The sequence below is a fragment of the Emticicia sp. TH156 genome (assembly GCF_002855535.1).
Lineage (GTDB): Bacteria > Bacteroidota > Bacteroidia > Cytophagales > Spirosomataceae > Emticicia > Emticicia fluvialis.
Map to the genome: position 1 here is coordinate 125553 of NZ_PKRS01000005.1, position 18250 is coordinate 143802.

The 18250-nt window shown below is 45.1% G+C and carries 17 protein-coding genes; 11 read left to right on the top strand and 6 right to left on the bottom strand.

The window, feature by feature from the left end; genetic code table 11:
* Window positions 1-65 precede the first annotated feature (65 nt).
* Complete coding sequence (locus tag C0V77_RS10880) at window positions 66-602, bottom strand: RNA methyltransferase (protein WP_173830541.1); 537 nt, start codon at window positions 600-602, stop codon at window positions 66-68.
* A gap of 281 nt (window positions 603-883) precedes the next feature.
* On the opposite strand from C0V77_RS10880, the gene C0V77_RS10885 reads away from it, so the two are divergent.
* The 3 genes from C0V77_RS10885 to C0V77_RS10895 all read left to right on the top strand — a co-directional run bounded on the left by C0V77_RS10885 (window position 884) and on the right by C0V77_RS10895 (window position 3470).
* Window positions 884-1567 carry a DUF3291 domain-containing protein gene (locus tag C0V77_RS10885; protein ID WP_229236264.1) on the top strand — a complete coding sequence of 228 codons (684 nt, stop codon included), beginning with the start codon at window positions 884-886 and terminating at the stop codon, window positions 1565-1567.
* A gap of 134 nt (window positions 1568-1701) precedes the next feature.
* Window positions 1702-2046, top strand: a complete 345-nt coding sequence (locus C0V77_RS10890; protein WP_101726614.1) for a YbaB/EbfC family nucleoid-associated protein — start codon at window positions 1702-1704, stop codon at window positions 2044-2046.
* A 437-nt stretch (window positions 2047-2483) separates the two neighbouring features.
* Window positions 2484-3470, top strand: a complete 987-nt coding sequence (locus C0V77_RS10895; protein WP_101726390.1) for a glycosyltransferase family 2 protein — start codon at window positions 2484-2486, stop codon at window positions 3468-3470.
* Window positions 3471-3516: 46 nt separating this feature from the next.
* Here the strand turns inward: C0V77_RS10895 and C0V77_RS10900 are convergent, their stop codons facing one another.
* Window positions 3517-5379 carry a CocE/NonD family hydrolase gene (locus tag C0V77_RS10900; protein ID WP_101726391.1) on the bottom strand — a complete coding sequence of 621 codons (1863 nt, stop codon included), beginning with the start codon at window positions 5377-5379 and terminating at the stop codon, window positions 3517-3519.
* A 176-nt stretch (window positions 5380-5555) separates the two neighbouring features.
* Here C0V77_RS10900 and C0V77_RS10905 point away from each other — a divergent pair, with 176 nt between their 5' ends.
* The 5 genes from C0V77_RS10905 (at window position 5556) to C0V77_RS10920 (ending at window position 8310) form a co-directional block, all read left to right on the top strand.
* Complete coding sequence (locus tag C0V77_RS10905; RefSeq protein WP_158237930.1) at window positions 5556-5822, top strand: type II toxin-antitoxin system HicB family antitoxin; 267 nt, start codon at window positions 5556-5558, stop codon at window positions 5820-5822.
* Window positions 5822-5914 carry a type II toxin-antitoxin system HicA family toxin gene (locus tag C0V77_RS23475; protein WP_255408968.1) on the top strand — a complete coding sequence of 31 codons (93 nt, stop codon included), beginning with the start codon at window positions 5822-5824 and terminating at the stop codon, window positions 5912-5914. The genes C0V77_RS10905 and C0V77_RS23475 overlap by 1 nt, the downstream gene beginning before the upstream one ends.
* A complete protein-coding gene (locus C0V77_RS23480) occupies window positions 5901-6056 on the top strand; it encodes a type II toxin-antitoxin system HicA family toxin (RefSeq protein WP_409012789.1) in 156 nt (51 codons plus the stop codon). Before C0V77_RS23475 ends, C0V77_RS23480 begins: the two co-directional genes overlap by 14 nt.
* A 104-nt stretch (window positions 6057-6160) precedes the next feature.
* Window positions 6161-6409 (top strand): NifU family protein, encoded by a 249-nt coding sequence (locus tag C0V77_RS10915; protein WP_101726393.1) that lies wholly within the window; start codon window positions 6161-6163, stop codon window positions 6407-6409.
* A 131-nt stretch (window positions 6410-6540) separates the two neighbouring features.
* Window positions 6541-8310, top strand: a complete 1770-nt coding sequence (locus tag C0V77_RS10920) for a D-alanine--D-alanine ligase (RefSeq protein WP_101726394.1) — start codon at window positions 6541-6543, stop codon at window positions 8308-8310.
* An 84-nt stretch (window positions 8311-8394) separates the two neighbouring features.
* On the opposite strand, the gene C0V77_RS10925 is transcribed toward C0V77_RS10920, so the two are convergent.
* Window positions 8395-9741: a tetratricopeptide repeat protein gene (locus C0V77_RS10925; RefSeq protein ID WP_101726395.1), complete on the bottom strand. Its 1347-nt coding sequence runs from the start codon at window positions 9739-9741 to the stop codon at window positions 8395-8397.
* Between the two features lie 260 nt (window positions 9742-10001).
* On the opposite strand from C0V77_RS10925, the gene C0V77_RS10930 reads away from it, so the two are divergent.
* A complete protein-coding gene (locus tag C0V77_RS10930) occupies window positions 10002-10607 on the top strand; it encodes an OmpA family protein (protein WP_101726396.1) in 606 nt (201 codons plus the stop codon).
* Window positions 10608-10845: 238 nt separating this feature from the next.
* On the opposite strand, the gene C0V77_RS10935 is transcribed toward C0V77_RS10930, so the two are convergent.
* From C0V77_RS10935 to argS, 3 genes are all read right to left on the bottom strand, one after another.
* Window positions 10846-11727 (bottom strand): 1,4-dihydroxy-2-naphthoate polyprenyltransferase, encoded by an 882-nt coding sequence (locus tag C0V77_RS10935; protein WP_101726397.1) that lies wholly within the window; start codon window positions 11725-11727, stop codon window positions 10846-10848.
* Between the two features lie 304 nt (window positions 11728-12031).
* Window positions 12032-12634, bottom strand: a complete 603-nt coding sequence (locus C0V77_RS10940) for a glutathione peroxidase (RefSeq protein WP_101726398.1) — start codon at window positions 12632-12634, stop codon at window positions 12032-12034.
* Window positions 12635-12668: 34 nt separating this feature from the next.
* Window positions 12669-14444, bottom strand: a complete 1776-nt coding sequence (argS, locus tag C0V77_RS10945; RefSeq protein ID WP_101726399.1) for an arginine--tRNA ligase — start codon at window positions 14442-14444, stop codon at window positions 12669-12671.
* A gap of 246 nt (window positions 14445-14690) precedes the next feature.
* On the opposite strand from argS, the gene C0V77_RS10950 reads away from it, so the two are divergent.
* Both C0V77_RS10950 and C0V77_RS10955 read left to right on the top strand, forming a co-directional pair.
* Window positions 14691-15392 carry a hypothetical protein gene (locus tag C0V77_RS10950; protein ID WP_101726400.1) on the top strand — a complete coding sequence of 234 codons (702 nt, stop codon included), beginning with the start codon at window positions 14691-14693 and terminating at the stop codon, window positions 15390-15392.
* Window positions 15393-15479: 87 nt separating this feature from the next.
* The gene (locus C0V77_RS10955) at window positions 15480-18194 is read left to right on the top strand and encodes a PAS domain S-box protein (protein WP_101726401.1); all 2715 of its coding nucleotides are present in this window, start codon (window positions 15480-15482) and stop codon (window positions 18192-18194) included.
* Window positions 18195-18250: the final 56 nt, after the last annotated feature.

The window sequence follows — 18250 nt, forward strand, 5'->3', positions numbered from 1 at the left end:
GTTTTTAGTGGGGTAATTATAAATAAAGACGAAACAAACGCCAAAAAAATTGCATGGCGTGTTGTTCAATGAATGGCTATCAGTTTTGAAACGTAGTCCCAACAGATAATACCCACAGTAACCGAGATATTGAGCGAGTGCTTGGTGCCAAACTGGGGTATTTCAAGGCAGCCATCGGCAGCGGCAATAGCCGTATCATTAACCCCGAAAACCTCGTTGCCAAATATAAAAGCATATTTTTGACTGGCCTCGGGTCTGAAATCCGGTAGTTTTATGCTGTTTTCAACCTGCTCAATGGCCAAAACGGTGTAGCCATTGCCTTTCAGCTCGGCAATCAGGTCTGTAATGCTGCTGCGGTGTTCCCAGGCTACCGATTCTGTTGACCCCAACGCTGTTTTTTCAATTTCGCGGTGGGGCGGGGTGCCGGTTATGCCACACAGATATATTTTCTCAACCAGAAAGGCATCAGCCGTTCTGAACACCGACCCAACGTTGTTCAAGCTTCTGACGTCGTCCAGAATCAGACAAAAATTTTTCTTTTCCACTTCCTGAAACTCCTCAACCGTCAGCCGGTTCAGTTCTTCCATCTGCAGTTTTCTCATATCCACATTTTTTTGCAAAGGTAAGGGGTATTTGTGGTAAAGCGATGCTTTGGGCGTGAAAGGTTAGGGTTTTAATCAATTATTAACCCAAAGCAGGTAAATCCAGATTGATTATTTGATTGGAAACTCAAACAATGAATGCGCTCAATTGTTTTCATTATAGAATAAAAGTGTGTTTCTGAGACAGGCTTCTTATTAATCATCAAAATAAATTACTTTGCATTATTATGCCTTCGGCTATGTTTAAATGCCTTAATTAAATCAACTGTCTGTCTATGTTCATGTCGCTTACTATTGTGCGTTATCCGGGCTGGGCGGTTCCGCTGGCCTTTATTTCTATGGCTGTGTTCAGGTTACCGCTTTTGTTTACCAGGGGATTGACCTTCTGGAAATTGCTGGGTTGTGGTAAAAACGGTACATTTGATATAGAACCCGACCTGAAACAATGGGGGCTGCTGGCCGTTTGGGAAACCGAGGCTGATTTTGAAAATTTCAGACAACATTCGTTTCTTCAGCGCTGGTGGAAAACCCTTTGCCATGAGCAGTGGACCATATTGTGCCAGCCCTGCGAGGCGCATGGTAAATGGGACGGCAAGGAGCCCTTCAGCAAAAGTGTGGTCAGTAAAGATTATCAGGGCAAAATAGCTGTGCTTACCCGTGCCAGCATCCGTCCGTCCAAGTTGCGTGGTTTCTGGGCCAATGTGCCGCCGGTTGCGGCAGGCATTAAAGAGGCAGCGGGTTTTGTTACTTCGGTAGGGGTAGGCGAGATGCCGTTTGTCAGGCAGGCTACTTTTTCTATCTGGGAGAGCCTGAACGACGTGAAGCAGTTTGCCTACAAACAGCGAACACATGCGGATGTTGTAAGAAAAACCCGCGATGAAGGCTGGTATTCGGAAGAATTATTTGCCCGTTTTATACCACTTAAAACCTTTGGCTCTTTAAACGGGCAGCGTTACCCCTTATAATGGCGCTTTGTTTTAGTGAAAGTTGAGGTAGGCGTTTAGGGTAATGCAAATCATATTTGGGTGGGCTGTCTGAACCGACGGCCTTTTTTTGTAGTTTTGTGTTGGAAAAAGAAACATTAAATTCTGATATAATCATGAACATGGGAGATATTTTCGGGCTGGCCGGTAAAATGAAAGAAATGCAGGCCCGTATGCAGGAAGCACAGGAAAACCTGGGCAAAATAACCGAAACCGGAGAAGCAGGTGCCGGCTTGGTGCAGGCTACCGTAAATGGTAAAAAACAGATTCTGAAAATTGAGATAGATGATGAACTGCTGAAAGGCAATGATAAAGAAATATTGCAGGATCTGATTGTGGCGGCCACCAACAAGGCGCTGGAGAAGGTAGAAGAAAAAGCCAAAGAAGAATTGAAGAAAAGTACCGAAGGCCTGATACCGAACATACCCGGTATGGATTTGGGAAGTATGTTTGGGAAGTAATAATTTAGCGAATGAGCGATTGAGTGAATGAGTGGTTGAGTGAATGAGTGAATGAGTGATTAGGATGTAAACACGATATGGCTTCTTCAGGTTAGTGGTTTACTATAAGTACAAAGAAAATATTAATTAAAATTAAAGATTTAAACCACGGAGTAACACAAAGTTGAAAATACGGAGTTTCACGGAGGATTTTTCTCTAAACTTCGTGAAACGCTGTGCTAAACTCCGAGCCACTCCGTGGTAAAATATTGTTAGTTAATTTTTTATAAGTACATATCTGGTATAATCATACAATTACCTGCCACAGTAATAGGTTGGTATGTATTTAGGATTAATCACTCATTCAGCGGAACGCCGCCCGCTAAATCACCGCAGCGGCGGCCGCTCATTCACTAAATCACTCATTCGCTCAATCGCTCATTCACAATTGATTCTGCATGTCAAAAGTAGCAATAGTTATACTTAATTATAATGGGCAGGGGTTTCTTGGGGAATTTCTGCCTTCTGTGATTAAACACGCTGAGGGGTATGAAATTGTAGTGGCCGACAACGCCTCTACCGACAATTCTCTGGTGTTTATGCGGCATAATTATCCGCAAATCAGGTTAATCAGCCTGCCTGTCAATACCGGATTTGCTGGCGGATACAACGAGGCGCTGGCGCAAATAGAGGCCGACTATTATGTGTTGCTGAACTCAGACGTAGAGGTTACGCCCAACTGGGTGGCTCCGGTGGTTGAGCTGCTGGATGCCAACCCCGCTATAGCTGCCTGCCAGCCCAAACTGAAAGATTATAACAATAGGCAACAATTTGAATATGCCGGGGCAGCCGGAGGGTACATTGACTGGCTGGGGTATCCGTTTTGCAGAGGAAGAATTTTTGATACCTGCGAAGCCGACAACGGGCAGTATGACGATACCCGCGAGGTGTTCTGGGCCACGGGTGCCTGTATGTTTGTGCGGGCGTCGGTTTTTCATGAGCTGGGTGGCTTTGATACCTCATTCTTTGCCCACATGGAAGAGATAGACCTTTGCTGGCGTATGAAGAACGCAGGCTACCAGGTATATTATTCAGCAGCCTCAACGGTTTATCATGTGGGGGGTGGCACATTACATAAATCAAACCCGCGCAAAACTTTTCTTAACTATCGCAACGGGCTGGCCATGATGTACAAGAATCTGCCGCAGGGCCGGTTGTTTTCTACTATTTTCTTAAGATTGATACTCGACGGGGTGTCTGGTATAAAGTTATTTCTGGGTGGGTCTTTTAAAGATGTTCGGGCTATTATTAGAGCGCATTTTGCTTTTTATGGTATGATACGGAATCTGGAACGAAAATCGCCCAAAGTATTAAAAGATGTCTATCCGAAAAGCATTGTACTGGCTTATTTTCTGAAAAAGAAAAAGACCTACGGCGAGCTGTAAACGCACCGCAGGCCTTTTTTATGGCCGTGTTATACAAGCCTGTGTTTTATTCTAACACGCGCACTTTCAGGTGGCTGGCGTTGGTTTTGTTGTGATACACCTTATGCGTGGCCGATTGGAAATCTGAGGGGTCGGCATAATGAATATTGGGCAGAAACTTCTGCGGGTTGCGGTCTATGATAGGGAAAAACGTGCTTTGCACCTGTACCATAATGCGGTGGCCTTTCTTGAAAGTGTGCAGCACATCCTGCAACTCAAAATTTACCTCTTCTACCTTACCCGGCTTAAATGGCACGGGGGTATCAAAACTCTTACGGAATTTACCGCGCATAGCCTCGCTTCTTACCATTTGCTGATAACCCGCCATTCGGATATGTTTGGCTGTGTTGGGGTTGTCTTTGGCGTCGTCGGGATACACATCTATCACTTTTACAACAAAGTCGGCATCAGTACCTGTGGTTGATACCTTCAGGTCCGCCCAGATATTACCGGCAAGGGTAATGTCTTTGTCGAGCACGTCAGTCTGGAACGTAAGCACATCCGGGCGGCGGCTGGCGTGGCGTTGGTCGTCAACCATGTATTCGCGCGGCATACCAGAGGTGATATAGTCTGACGACGGCACCGGTTTGGCGGGGTCTGAGGTGTACTGGCTTGCGCTTTGGGCTGCAGCCGGGGCATCAAAAGAAAGTTTACCGTTGGCACCAAAGTACAGATTACGTTCTTTAGCTGCTTTGGGTGGCCATTCGGTAAAGGTTCTCCATTGGTTGCTTCCGGTTTCGTACATGGTGGCTTCATTAAAATTATTGTCGCCGATGCCTTTCAGGTAATAATTAAAAAATTTACGCTCTATATTCTGGCGGTAATAAATACCCGTTTTTTGTCCGAAATTCACATTGCCCAATATGTCGCCGTCGCCTCTGGCCCAGCCGCCATGTACCCAGGGGCCAACCACAAAAATATTAACAATACCGGGGTTTTTTTGTTCAACAGACTGGTAGGTTTTAAAAGTACCGTACAGGTCTTCGGCGTCATACCAGCCACCCACCACCATTACGGCGTGTCTGATACCGTTGTGGTGATTCAGAATATTGCGGCTTTTCCAGAACTCATCATAATTCGGGTGTTCCAGATTGGCGCGCCAGTAAGGGTCTTTGCCCAGAGTTTCGGTATATTTTAATGAGTTTTTTATCGGGCCCAGATTCAGATAAAACTGGTAGCCGTCTGGTGTGCCAAAGTCAAAGCGTTTGCCGGGCGTTTGTGTAGGTTTACCGTCTGTCCGGTTGGTGAACGACGGGTAAAACCCGAAGTTATGGGGCAACATAAAAGCGCCGTTATGATAGCTGTCGTCGCCGCGCCACAAGTCGGCCATGGGTGCCTGGGGAGACGACGCCACCAGCGCAGGGTGGTTGGCCATAAGCCCGGCAGAAGCATAAAAACCCGGATAACTGATACCCCACATACCCACTTTGCCGTTGTGGTAGTTCAGGTTTTTCATCAGCCATTCAATGGTGTCATAAGTATCGGTCGATTCATCAAATGCTTTGCCGCTTTTGGTGTCCTGATGGGGGCGCATTTCAATAAATTCACCCTCCGACATCCAGCGTCCGCGTACATCCTGATACACAAAAATGAAGCCGTCCTGCATCAGTTCGGCGCTTGGGCCTACCTGAGTTTTTAGTTTCCCTTCACCATAAGGAGCCACCGAATAGGGGGTGCGCTGCATCATGACAGGGTATTTTTTTGTTGAGTCTTTGGGCAGGTAGATAGAGGTAAACAGGCGCACGCCGTCTCGCATGGTAATATAGACCTCACGTTTCAGGTAATTGTTCTGTACGTAGGAGGGGTCTGGCGCTTGGGCATACACCGCCACAGTGCAGAAAAACATAAGCACTAAGATAAAGCTTCGCATAGTTGGTTGATTAATTGATACAGTTTGGAAATTGATTGAATTGGAGGTTGTAAAGATAGTAAAGAGAGGAATAATTGTTTGGATTTGAACGTAATAGTTTTGGTTGCATTATTAATTATACGATTGCTTTTGATACCGGGTTTAATTATATTTGGTAAAATTTAAGAATGCATGAAATGAAAAGCAGAAATTATAAAGTGCATATTACAAAGCAGGAGGATGGAGGCTATATGGCTAATATACCTTCGCTGCAGCATTGTTTTTCGTTTGGGGAAACCATTGAAGAAGCAATTGAGCACGTAAAGGAGGCCTTAGAGGGTGTGTTGATGGTTATGGAAGAAAAAGGATTGCCTATACCGGACGATAATGATGTTATTGAGGCTTCCATTACTATTTCTGAATCTTCTTCTAAAAATCGTTTATCAAATCTTGTATCAGCCTGATGGATTTATCACCGAAGTCTCTGGTTAAATTACTTACTCAAAGAGGTTGGGTGTTAGTGAGAATAAACGGGAGCCATCATATTTTTTTTTAATGAAGACACCAGACAAACACTGCCGGTTCCGATACACGGTAATAAAGATTTAAAATTGGGTACCTACAAAAGTATTTTAAAGATGGCCGGTATTGATTTTGCTGAAGTAGCTAACATCAGTAAAAAGAATAATCCAGATTGAAAACGCCTTAAAGGTTAGTTGGTGTCATCTTTCTAGCTCCGATTTTGAACTTTTTCAATATTTTTTTACTTTTGTAATAGACAAATACTCCGATTGAAAGGTATATGGAAAATTTAATAGAAAGAGTAGAAACTGCCTTAAACTCAGTAAGACCTTATTTACAAACCGACGGCGGAAATGTGAAAGTGGTTGAAATTACTGACGACTACACAGTAAAACTGGAACTGATGGGTGCTTGTGGGTCGTGTCCGATGTCGTCAATGACTTTTAAAGCTGGGCTTGAAGAGGCTATTCTAAAAGCCGTGCCCGAGATACGAAAAGTAGAAGCGCTAAACCTGACCCCGGCGTTTTAATACCGTTGCAGGGCTTGGTTAAGCTAAAAATATACAGCCACTTGTGTTTGCAAGTGGCTTTTTTATTATCTTGCAGGCACTTTTCATTTGCAGACACTGCGCTAATCAAATAATCAGCTTTAGGTTATAAAATGGCAACCAAAATCAGAGTAGGGGTTTTCTTTGGCGGACAAGCCAGAGAAAGGGAAATATCGTACCTTGGCGGTAAGACAGCTTTCGAGCATATTGACAAAGCCTTGTTTGAGCCAATACCGATATTTGTTGACAGCTTAGGTCATTTTATTCAGATTAACCCTGAACTACTCTACGAAGAATCTATCCGTGATTTTTTTCCTTCTAAAAACCTCAACCGCGGTTTCAGGGTATATATAGAATCGTTAGGAGAACTCAACGAAACTCAGCTATACAAATTAATTTATAAAGTAGGTAAACAGATTCATCCGGCCGATTTTCCGGAAATAATGGACTTTGCCTTTACGATTATGCACGGCCCACAGGCTGAAGACGGTAGTTTGCAAGGGTTGCTGGAGTGGTACGGCATTCCATACATGGGCCCGGGGCTGATGGGCTCTGCTGTGGGTATAAACAAACCCATGCAAAACAAGCTGATAGCGCTTGTTACCGGCCAGCAGAAAAAGACCATTACCTTTACCCGCGAAGAATGGGCATCGGCCGACCGCTCAAAACTTTTCACCGACCTCATTAACTCAATCGGTTTTCCGTTTGTGGTAAAAGCACCGCATCAGGGCTCATCAATCGGGGTGGCCATTGTCAGAAAAAGAAGTCTGGAAGAGTTTACCAAGGCCGTTAACCAGTGTTTCTTTGAGGCGATTTTCAAGAAGAGCGACTGGGAGAAACTGACCGAACGCCAGAAACGCCACATTATGGAGAAAACCTCTAACCTGGACGAGGGCATTGGTTTCCCGGTTATGGTAAACGGTAAAATACTGGCGCACCCTGCCGACCTGATGGAAGAGCTGGATGCCGTATTGTTTACGGCCGATACCGCCACCGTGGTGTCTGTACATGCCGAAGATTATGTGATGATAGAAGAGTTTGTGCATGGGCAGGAATTTAGCTGCGGCGTAATACAACATGATGACGGCAAAGCCATTGCCCTGCCACCAACAGAGATTTACGGCGAAATACAGACTTTTGATTTTAAATCGAAATATAAATCGAATGTAACCAAGAAGCGGATTCCGGTGGAAACCAGCATGGAGAATCTGCATAAAATACATGAGAGCCTGTTGAAGACTTTCAACACACTGGGTTTTTGTGTAGTAACCCGCATAGATGGCTTTTTAACGCCAGACGGGCGCGTGCTGCTGCATGACCCAAACACCATACCGGGCATGTCGCCGTCGTCATTGATTTTTAAGCAGATGGCTGAAATCGGGCTTACCGTTACGCAGTCAATTACTTATTTTATCCGCCAGTCAATCCGTGAACGTATCAGAAGCGGTAAGAATACCGTTAGTTTACGTCAGTTACTCGACAAACTGGATGGCATGATAGAAGAACGAGGCACCAGCCACCGCAAAAAAGTGGCTGTGATTTTCGGGGAGTCTGACGAACTGTATAAAAGAGCGCAAAAGAAAATCGGGGAGTTTTCGGCTTCGCCGGTGTATGAACCCGTGCCGGTTTGTGCCGCTAAAAACGGGCAGATGTATAAGATACCAATGAACCTGATGTTCAAGGCCGATATCATGGACTTCGGGCAGTCAATCGGTAAGCCCAAACATCCTTTCATTGCCGAAATCATTGACAAGGCCAAAGATATTACAGCCAAATATGCCGGAAGTTTCGATACCCAGATGAAAAAGCTTTCAGAAGCCGAACTGGCCGAAACCGTTCAATTTATTTATCAGTGTGATGCTGAAACGCTGGTTGAGTTGTGAGCATTATTTGCTAATATAAAATAAAAAGAAAAGCTCCTGTTCTGTCGAATAGGAGCTTTTTTGCGTTATATTAAGTAGCAATGCTTAGTTACAATATTCGCGTATTACGTTGTAGGCGGCTGAGTAGCCCAGTTCTCCGGCGTGGCTCAGGTCGTAGCAGCCACCGTTTTCGTCGCCCAGAGCGTGTTTAATAATGCCTCTTACGTAGTAGGCTTCGGCATATTTTGGGTTCAGCTTAATGGCATTGTTGCAGTCTTGCAGGGCATCTTTCTGGGCATTCATAGATGAGCGTACAAAGCCACGGAAAAAATAGGCCTCTGCCGATATCGGGTTTAACTCAATGGCCTTGTTCAGGTCTATAATTGCATCTTTGGCATCTCCGTTTTTGAATTTTACAATGCTGCGGCTATAGTAGCCTTCTGAGCGGTCGTCAGAAAACTCGTTGATTTTGCTTTTTTCCTGCACCTGATTCCGGAGTTCGTCCAGAATATTCCGGGTTATTCGTCCATTATACACCACTTTCGATTCAATATTTGGGTTATTGATTTCAATGGCTTTGGTGAGGTCATTTAAGGCGCTTTTCTGATTATTAAGCCTGCTGTAACAGAATCCGCGGCCGTAATAGGCCTTTATATGCTGGTTGTCTAAGGCAATGGCTTTGTCGAAGTCGCTGATGGCACCCCGGTAATCATCAATTTTAGTTTTGCTGAAACCCCTGTTATACAACGATTCGCCATCTTCAGGGTTTAGCTTAATGGCCTCGTCAAAGTCTTTAATGGCGCCCGTATAATCGTTTATTCTGAGCCTGCTGAACCCCCTGCTGGCAAAAGTCTGCGAGCGTTTCGGGTTTAAATCAATGGCTTTTGTAAAATCGGCAATACTACCCTGAAAATCTTCCAGGCGGGATTTACACAAACCGCGAGAAAAATAAGCCTGAAACTTGTTCACCTCTTCGGTGTTCAGTTCCAGCACTTTGGTAAAGTCTTGTATGGCACGGGTGTAATCAAACAACTTGGCGCGGGCGGTGCCTCTGTACAAATACGCCAGGGCGTCGTCGGCGCTTAAATCAATGGTGCGATTGTAGTCTTGCAGGGCCGAGCGGTAATCGTCCTGCTCGCTTTTGCTTTTACCTCTAAACAAGTACGCCAGGGCATTTTTGGGGTCCAGGTCAATGGTTTTGTCAAAGTCCATAATGGCCCCGCGGTGGTCTTTCAGTTGTTGTTTGGCAAGGCCGCGGTTGAAATAGCTGCTGGGGTTGTCCGGATTCATAGATATAGCAGTGCTGTAGGCATGAGAAGCTCCCACAAAGTCGCCGGCTTTGCTTTTTAAGACACCGATGTCAAAATAATCAGACGCAGTTTGCTGTGCACATAACTGCGTTGCCCCCAATGCCGCTATCAGGAAGCAGACCAGGAAAAAACGGTTATTCATGCTAGATTTTTGGGTAGGTGTAAGTAAGAATGTAAGTGATTTTCTCTGGAAATATACTTTAGCAAAGATAAAAGTATTGGTTATTTACTCAAGGATTTTCATTAAAAGATTTTATTAAATTTCTGTAAGTGAGGGGCTTATATAATTATTCGTCAAAAAACTTGCAATCTTTAAATGTTTTTTAGGAACTTTGCCCGGTTTAAATACTTTTTTAAAAACTAAGTCCTCTTACTTACGTAGCTTTTAACACTTAAAAAAACATGAAACTACATCGGCTTCTGGCGGTGGCGGCATTGGGTATAATGCTTGTTGCAGCGTGCAAATCATCAAAAAAATCTTCTCAGGAATCCGGTCGGAAAAAAGACCCTGTAGCTGCCGAGGCTGCTGTAAGAATCGGAATTATGCTTGACAAACTGGCAACCGCCCTTATTGACGCCACCAAAGGCAGTGCAGACATTGTGCGCACGGCCGACGGTATCAACATTGCATTTCAACCTGATTTTTACTTTGAGTCAAGCTCAGAAAATCTTACCAGTAATGCCAAAGGAGTTTTAGGAAGCATATCTGGTGTGCTGAACGAATACCCTTACACTGAAATATTTATAGAAGGCCATGCCGATAGTAGTGGAAACCAGATGAAGAACAAGATATTGTCTGAAAACCGGGCCAAAGCCGTGGCTTTGTATCTGAAAGGTAATGGCGTGTTGGCCGAAAGAATGGCCATTGCGGGCTATGGCGCTACCAGACCCGTTGAAAGCAATGCTACACCGGAAGGCCGCCGTAAAAACCGCCGGGTTGTGGTGAAAATCAGAGCCAACGAGAAGAAATTTCTGGAGGCCAAGTCGTCAGTGGCGGCGGGGAAATAATGAGTGAATGAGCGAATGGTGAATGAGCGAATTGTGAATTAGTGAATGGTGAATGAGTGAATGAGTGATTGGGAAACTATCATTTGTGAAACATTGTGTCATTTGGGTACATTGTGGCAATAAAAGAAAGAGCAGCGGTGTGTTGCTCTTTTTTTGTGCATTGAGGTAATAAAAAAAGAGACAAGGCAGTGCCATTGTCTCTACGCAAATAAAAATAGTATTTCTACAAGAATCGGTTCTACAACAACAACTGCCCGATACCAAACAGCAACACAAATGCCAGTGTTGAGAGCGACATCTGTTTCAGCATGGGGTCGGGGTTGGGGAGTCTGGATACCTTGATGCCGTTGATGAAAAACAAAGGGAAGCAAAGCACATAGATAATCAGGTATTGTTCTTTCAGAAGGCTGTAGGCCAGTATGCTCAGCATACCACCCAGCAATAGAAACCAGTGATATCTGATGGCGGTTTCGCGCCCCAGGCGGGCGGGGATAGTCTTCTTGCCTGCCCGGGTGTCTGACGCTATGTCTCTGATATTGTTGATGTTTAACACCCCCGTAGCAAAGAAACCGCAGCTGAGCGCAGGGAGCAGATTGAGCCAGTCGAAGGTTTTGGTGTATAAATAATTACTGCCCAGCACACCCACCAGGCCAAAGAATATCAGCACCGATACATCGCCCAGCCCTGCATACCCATAAGGTTTTTTACCGGCTGTGTAGGTATAAGCAGCCAGCATACATAACAAACCCAGCCCCAGAAAACCCCAGAACTGGTTGGCTTCGGCATCTTTGAAGGCAAAATAAAGTAATGAAACGCCAAAAATAAGGCAGATAACGGCTAGCAATATAATACCCCTGAACATCTGCTGTGGTGTAATGGCGCCCGACTGTACCGCTCTTTGCGGCCCCACACGCCCGGCCAGGTCGGCGCCGTTCTGGGTGTCGCCGTAGTCGTTGGCAAAGTTAGAGAGTACCTGTAAGGCAATGGTGGTAAGGCAGCAAAAGGCAAAAATAAGCCAGTTGAATTGCCTGGCTGATACAGACAGAAAACTGCCCATCAGGATACTCGATAACGACAACGGTAAGGTACGGGGGCGGGCAGCCGAAAGCCAGTTTTTCATATTCGGGCGATATTCAGTAACAATTGAGTAATGTGTTCGATTAGTTGCAAAATTACATATTCCGAGTTCAGAATTATGCAATGTTTAGTATAAATTCATGAATTGTGAATCAAGTCGACAGATTCAGGTATCCCAGAGGGATAATCTATCAGTAGAATCAGGTTTGTCGGTTAAATTAAAGAAGTCCCGTAGGGACGATATTTTAATATACCGTCCCTACGGGACTTTCAATGCAAATATCTATTCTATTCTACCAATATATCATACCTACGTGATTTTCGGTACCGGATTATTAGCTTCAGAATCAAATCCCAACGGCTTTTTTGAACTCTTCGTTGTCAGGCGTAACTTTTGAGTTGAAGAAATTGGTTAGTTCGCCTTTTTCGTTAATTACATACTTGCAGAAATTCCAGGTTGGCGCGCTGTCGTTCCAGCCGTTCAGGTCTTTGTGGCTCAGCCACTGGTAAAGCGGGTGTTGGTCTTCACCTACCACGCTCACTTTCTCTAACATCTGGAAAGTAACGCCGTAGTTTTTCTGACAGAACTCGGCAATTTCTTCATTTGAGCCGGGTTCCTGCGAACGGAAATTATTGGCCGGGATACCCAATACCACTATTTTGTCGCCATATTTTTTGTGGAACGCCTGCCAGTCGGCATACTGTGGGGTAAAACCACATTTAGAGGCCACATTTAACACAACTACTTTTTTGCCTTTGTAACGGCTGAAATCAATAGTTTTTTTGCCGTCGAGCGATTTCAACGAGTAATCATAGAACGAACCTTTGGCTACTGCCGACGCGGGGCGGCTTAATTCTGTTTCGGATAGAACATTGTTTACAGCAACAAAACTCATGGCACCTATAAGGGTAACCACTGCTGCTGCGGCTAAAATGAGGGTCTTTTTCATTTTAATTGATTGGTTTGATTGAAAGTTTCAGGTATTACATTCTGTTGGGTACTTCTATGCCTAATAACGCAGTTGCCTTACGAATTGTTTCTGAAACTGCTTTTATTAATGCCAGCCTGAAAAGCTGTTTGTCGGTGTCGGGTTCGTTCATGATAGATATACCCGCATAAAAGTGGTTGAATGTCTTGGCCAGGTCGTAGGTATAGCTGGCTATAACCGACGGCGAATACTCATTACCAGCCTTTTGCAATGCTGCCGGGTATTCGTTCAGTACAAAAATCAGGTCGGCTTCGGCCTTTTCTATGGCCACATTTTTTACGCTGTTGCCCACGGCGATACCCTGCGATGCAGCCTTGCGCAAAATAGAGCAGATACGCGCATGGGTGTACTGAATAAACGGCCCCGTGTTACCCTGAAAATCGATAGATTCGGCCGGGTTAAACAGCATTTTTTTCTTGGGCTCTACTTTCAGCAAAAAGTATTTCAAAGCGCCTAGGGCAATCATGCTGAACAGGCTGTCGGCCTCTTCTTTGCTGAAATCATCAATCTTGCCACGTTCACGCGTGGTAACCTCGGCGGTGGCAATCATTTCAGCCACCAGATCATCGGCATCTACCACCGTTCCTTCACGAGATTTCATCTTGCCAGACGGCAGGTCTACCATGCCATAACTCAGGTGATAACAGCCATCTGCATAGCTGCGGCCCAGTTTTTTCATAATGGCAAACAACACCTGAAAGTGGTAGTCTTGCTCGTTACCCACCACCCATATCGACTTATTGTTGCTGTAGTCCTGAAACTTCAGGTCGGTGGTGCCTAAATCCTGCGTAATATAAACAGAAGTACCATCGGCACGCAGCACCAGTTTTTCGTCGAGCCCTTCTTCTTTCAGGTCAATCCATACGCTACCGTTTTCTTTTTTGAAGAAAATGCCCTTAGCCAGCCCTTCTTCTACTATATCTTTACCCAGCAGGTAGGTGTTAGACTCATAATAGGTTTTGTCAAACGACACCCCGATTTTCTGATACGTTTCGTTGAAGCCCGCAAAAACCCAGTCGTTCATTTTACGCCACAGGGCCAGGGTTTCTTCATCGCCTTCTTCCCATTTAATGAGCATCTCCTGCACGGCTTTTATTGCCGGTGCATTTTTCTTGGCTTCTTCCTCTGTCATGCCCTGTTGAACAAGGGTCTCAATCTCAGATTTGTAGTGTTTGTCGAAAATGACATAATACTTGCCCGCCAGGTGGTCGCCCTTTAATCCTGCCGACTCCGGCGTTTCGCCATTGCCAAACTGCTGATACGCCCACATAGATTTGCATATATGCACGCCGCGGTCGTTTACCAGGCAGGTTTTTACTACATTATAGCCGTTGGCTTCCAGAATTTTAGAGACCGAGTAGCCCAGAAAATTGTTTCTTAAATGCCCCAGATGCAGCGGTTTGTTGGTATTGGGCGAGGAGTACTCAACCATGACCGACTGATTGTTTTGGGGCAACACACCAAAGGTGCTGTCGGCCAGTATGGCGTTCAGGGTGTCAAACCATACGTCGTCGGCCAATACCAGATTCAGGTATCCCTGTACAACGTTAAAGGCTTTTATATAATTGGTACTGGTTTTCAGGTATTCTCCCAGGGCGTTGGCAATATCAGCAGGGCTTTTGCGCAGTTGTTTCACTAACGGAAAAACCACGTAGGTGTAATTGCCCTCAAAGTCGGCCTTGGTGGGTTGCAGCGTTACTTCTTCTTCAACCTGAAACAATGCAGATAATGCCTGCGCAATAGCAGTTTTTAATGATGATTCGATATTCATAAATTGTACTTGGATGGTTCAGCCATGCGACAGTGCGCTGGTTACGGAACCGCAAAAGTATGATTTTTTTGGCAGAAATGTTGGTAAAATATCAGGAAATGGTTTTGGCTTATGAATTACGGTTTCATACCAAAAGGGTATAAATGTTTAAGAAACCGATTCAAATAATTAACAGAGGTATTTTATATAATAAACGATTTGATTTATATTTGGCTAAAACCTACTGATTCTGCGGTCTGATAAATAATGAAACAAAAAAGAATCTACGCTTTTCTGATTGATTTGCTGGTTATTGCGGTACCATCAACACTGTTGATGGTGCTGAGCGTTTTTATGCTCCGGCAAGACTTTCTGCCCGCTCTTTATGGTTCGCTGGCGTTGGCTGCCTTGCTGCTATTACTGAAAGACCTGCCCTTTGGGCGCAGCCCCGGCAAGTATTTTCTGGGGCTTGAAATCAGCAATGGCGCATCTGCACTGAGGCGCGTCTGGCGGAACATGACCCTGATTGCCTTACCAATAGAAGCACTGGCGGTGCTGATATACAAAAAACGCCTGGGCGACGTACTATTTAAAACCGACGTGGTAGCCGACGAAACCAGTAGCTTTAACAAATTTACAGAGCTGCTGGCCGGTGTATTTATTGTTTTGCTGCTGGTGTTTTTGCAGTTGCGGAACCTGGCTGGGTATTACATACGCCAAAGGCAGGAGTACATGGTGGCTGAAGCCTTTATTTATGGTAATCAGGCCATCCGCCAAAAAACTGGCGAGGTGGTTAAACTAAGCAAAGTGCCCGATTTTAACTTCAGAAAACGCAACGGCCAGACAGAACTGACCATAGAACTAAAGGTTTATGGGCAAAAAGAAAATGCCGATCTGGCCATCAACCTGATAAAAAAGGATGGCGGCCAATGGGTAGTGAACGATTATGAGATTATAGAAAAAGAATAATTGCACAGATATTGTATATATTTGTTGCCGGATGATTATCTCTCTGTACTATTCATACCAATCTGACATCTAATCTGAAGCATAGCTATGGGCAATAAGTCATCTCCGAACGCATCCGATGATTCAAATTTATCTGTTCAGCTTGATTTCCAACAGACTGTTAACAACTTTTTCATGCAGGCATCTGGTATTTTTTGTGTGCTTAAAGGCACAGATTACGTGTTTGAACTGGCAAATCCGTCTTTTTTACGGTTTTTTGGTCAGCGCGAATTGATAGGCAAAAAGCTGGGTGTGGTAATGCCCGAATTAACGAAAGAAGTTTTTGAGAGCGTTCTCAATAAAGTGTATTCAACCGGTGTAACGCATACTGATGCTGCGATGCGCTTTCTGTTCAGCCAGCCCGGCAGTGCGCCAAAAGAGGCCTTTGCCAATTTAACGTTTCAGCCGCTTCAGAACGTGAATGAAGAAGTAATAGGAATTATCATTTCCGGTTATGAGGTAACAGAGCAGATATTGGCACGCCTGAAAGTGGAAGAACTGGAAGAACGCATGCGCCTGGCGGTTGACATCAGCAATATTGGTATTTATGATTATAATATACTGACAAAAGAGGTGGTGTCGTCTGACATCATGAATAAAATATTGGGTATCAACCCGGGGTTGCCCCCAGATGGATACGCCGAAATGATTGACGAGGCCGATATACTGAAGCTGAAAGAAATGTTTGGCAAAGCACTGGAAACAGGCCAGTTTGACTACCAGTTCAGGATGAGGATGAACAACGGCGAGCAGAAGTGGATACAGACAACGGCCAAGGTGTTTTATAATGACGGGGGCCAGCCTGTAAGAATCCTGGGTACCCTGAAAGACATTACAGAAAGCCGGGTGGCAGAAGAAAAAATGGCAACCCTGGCAGCCATTGTGGAGTCGTCGGAAGATTTGATTCTCAGCAAGGGCCTTGATGGCATTGTTACGAGCTGGAATGCCGCCGGTGAGCGCATTATGGGTTATAAGGCTGAAGAAATGATAGGCCAGCATGTGTCGAAACTGATACCTGCCGACCGCCTGCAGGAAGAAGACGAGATTATCAGCCGATTGAAAAAAGGCGAGCGGATAGAGCATTTTGAAACCGAGCGTATCAGAAAAGACGGCCGGAAAATAGATATTTCGCTTACCATATCGCCCGTAAAAAACCCGCGCGGTGAAATTATCGGGGCCTCTAAAATTGCCCGCGACATAACCAACCAGAAGAGCACCAAAAGGCAGGTGTCTGAAAGCGAAGAGCGTTTAAAGATAGTTTTGAAAGCCAGTGAACTGGGCACCTGGGAACTGAACCTGAAAACGGGTGAGATATGGGCTTCTGAAAGATACCTGCAGATTTTCGGGTATGAGTCTGTCGGTGATTTGATGCATGATGACTTTATCAGGCACCTGCACCCGGATGATTTGCCTGTAAGAGAAAAGGCCTTTAAAACAGCTACGGAAACAGGTGTGCTGCATTATGTTTCGAGGCTGATACGTACCGATAAAATAATCCGATGGTTTGAGGCCCGCGGCACGGTGCTGTATAATGAGGCGAACGAACCTTATAAAATGCTGGGGACCATCAGAGACATGACCACTGAAATGAATTACCGCCGCGAACTGGAAACCAGAGAGCAGAAGTTTAGTTTACTGGCCGACTCAATGCCACAGCATATATGGACGAGCGACCCCGAAGGCAATATGAGCTATTTTAATCAGGCCATGTATGACTTCTCGGGTATGACCAAAGACCAACTGGACCCGCAGGGCTGGTTAGGGCTTTTGTGTGCCGAAGAAAAAGAAACCAACCGCCAGCTATGGCTGAAAGCCGTAAAAACAGGAGAGCTGTTTAAAATGGAACACCGTTTCAGGCGGCATGACGGCCAGTACCGCTGGCAGCTGAGCCGCGCGCTGCCACAGAAAGACGAAGACGGTAATATTGTAATGTGGGTAGGTACCAGTACCGACGTGCACGACTGGAAGATTTTTACCGACCAACTGGAAGAGCAGGTAAAACAAAGAACAAAAGAGCTGCAGGAATCGAACGAAGAACTAAGCAAGTTGAATAACGAACTGGCGCAGTTTGCCTACGTGGCCAGCCATGATTTGCAGGAACCCCTCAGAAAAATACAGACGTTTTCGGCACGGATACTGGAAATTGAAAAAGACAGGCTGTCTGACAAAGGCAAGGATTACTTTATGCGCCTGCAGAATGCCTCCAGACGTATGCAGCAACTGATACTCGACCTGCTGGCTTACTCAAGAGCCAATACGGCTGCAAGGCATTATGAGCCTGTTGAACTGGCCTCGCTTACTGATGGCATACTTGAACAACTGAAAGACACTATTCAACAAAAGAATGCGGTAGTAGAGGTGCTAAATATGCCAACTATGCACGTGGTGAAGTATCAGTTTGAGCAGCTTTTTACCAATTTACTTACCAACGCGCTTAAGTTTTCTAAAACTGATGAACAACCCCGCATAAGTATTACCTGTGTGGTAGTACCGGGTAGCGGAATCAGTATTTCGGGTATAGACCCTAAACAGAGCTATTATCATTTTTCAATAACCGACAACGGCATTGGCTTTGAGCCTGAATATAACGAGGCCATTTTTCAGGTATTTAAACGCCTGCACGGTAAAGATGAGTACCCCGGAACGGGAATCGGACTGGCTATTGTAAAAAAAATTGTAGAAAACCACGCCGGGTTTATAACCGCCAGCGGGGAGTTGGGCAAAGGCGCCCGGTTTGATATGTATTTCCCGGTAGGGGAGTAATTATTCTGAACTTTGATTTAGCGGTGCGTCGCGACGCACCGCTAAATCAAAGTTCA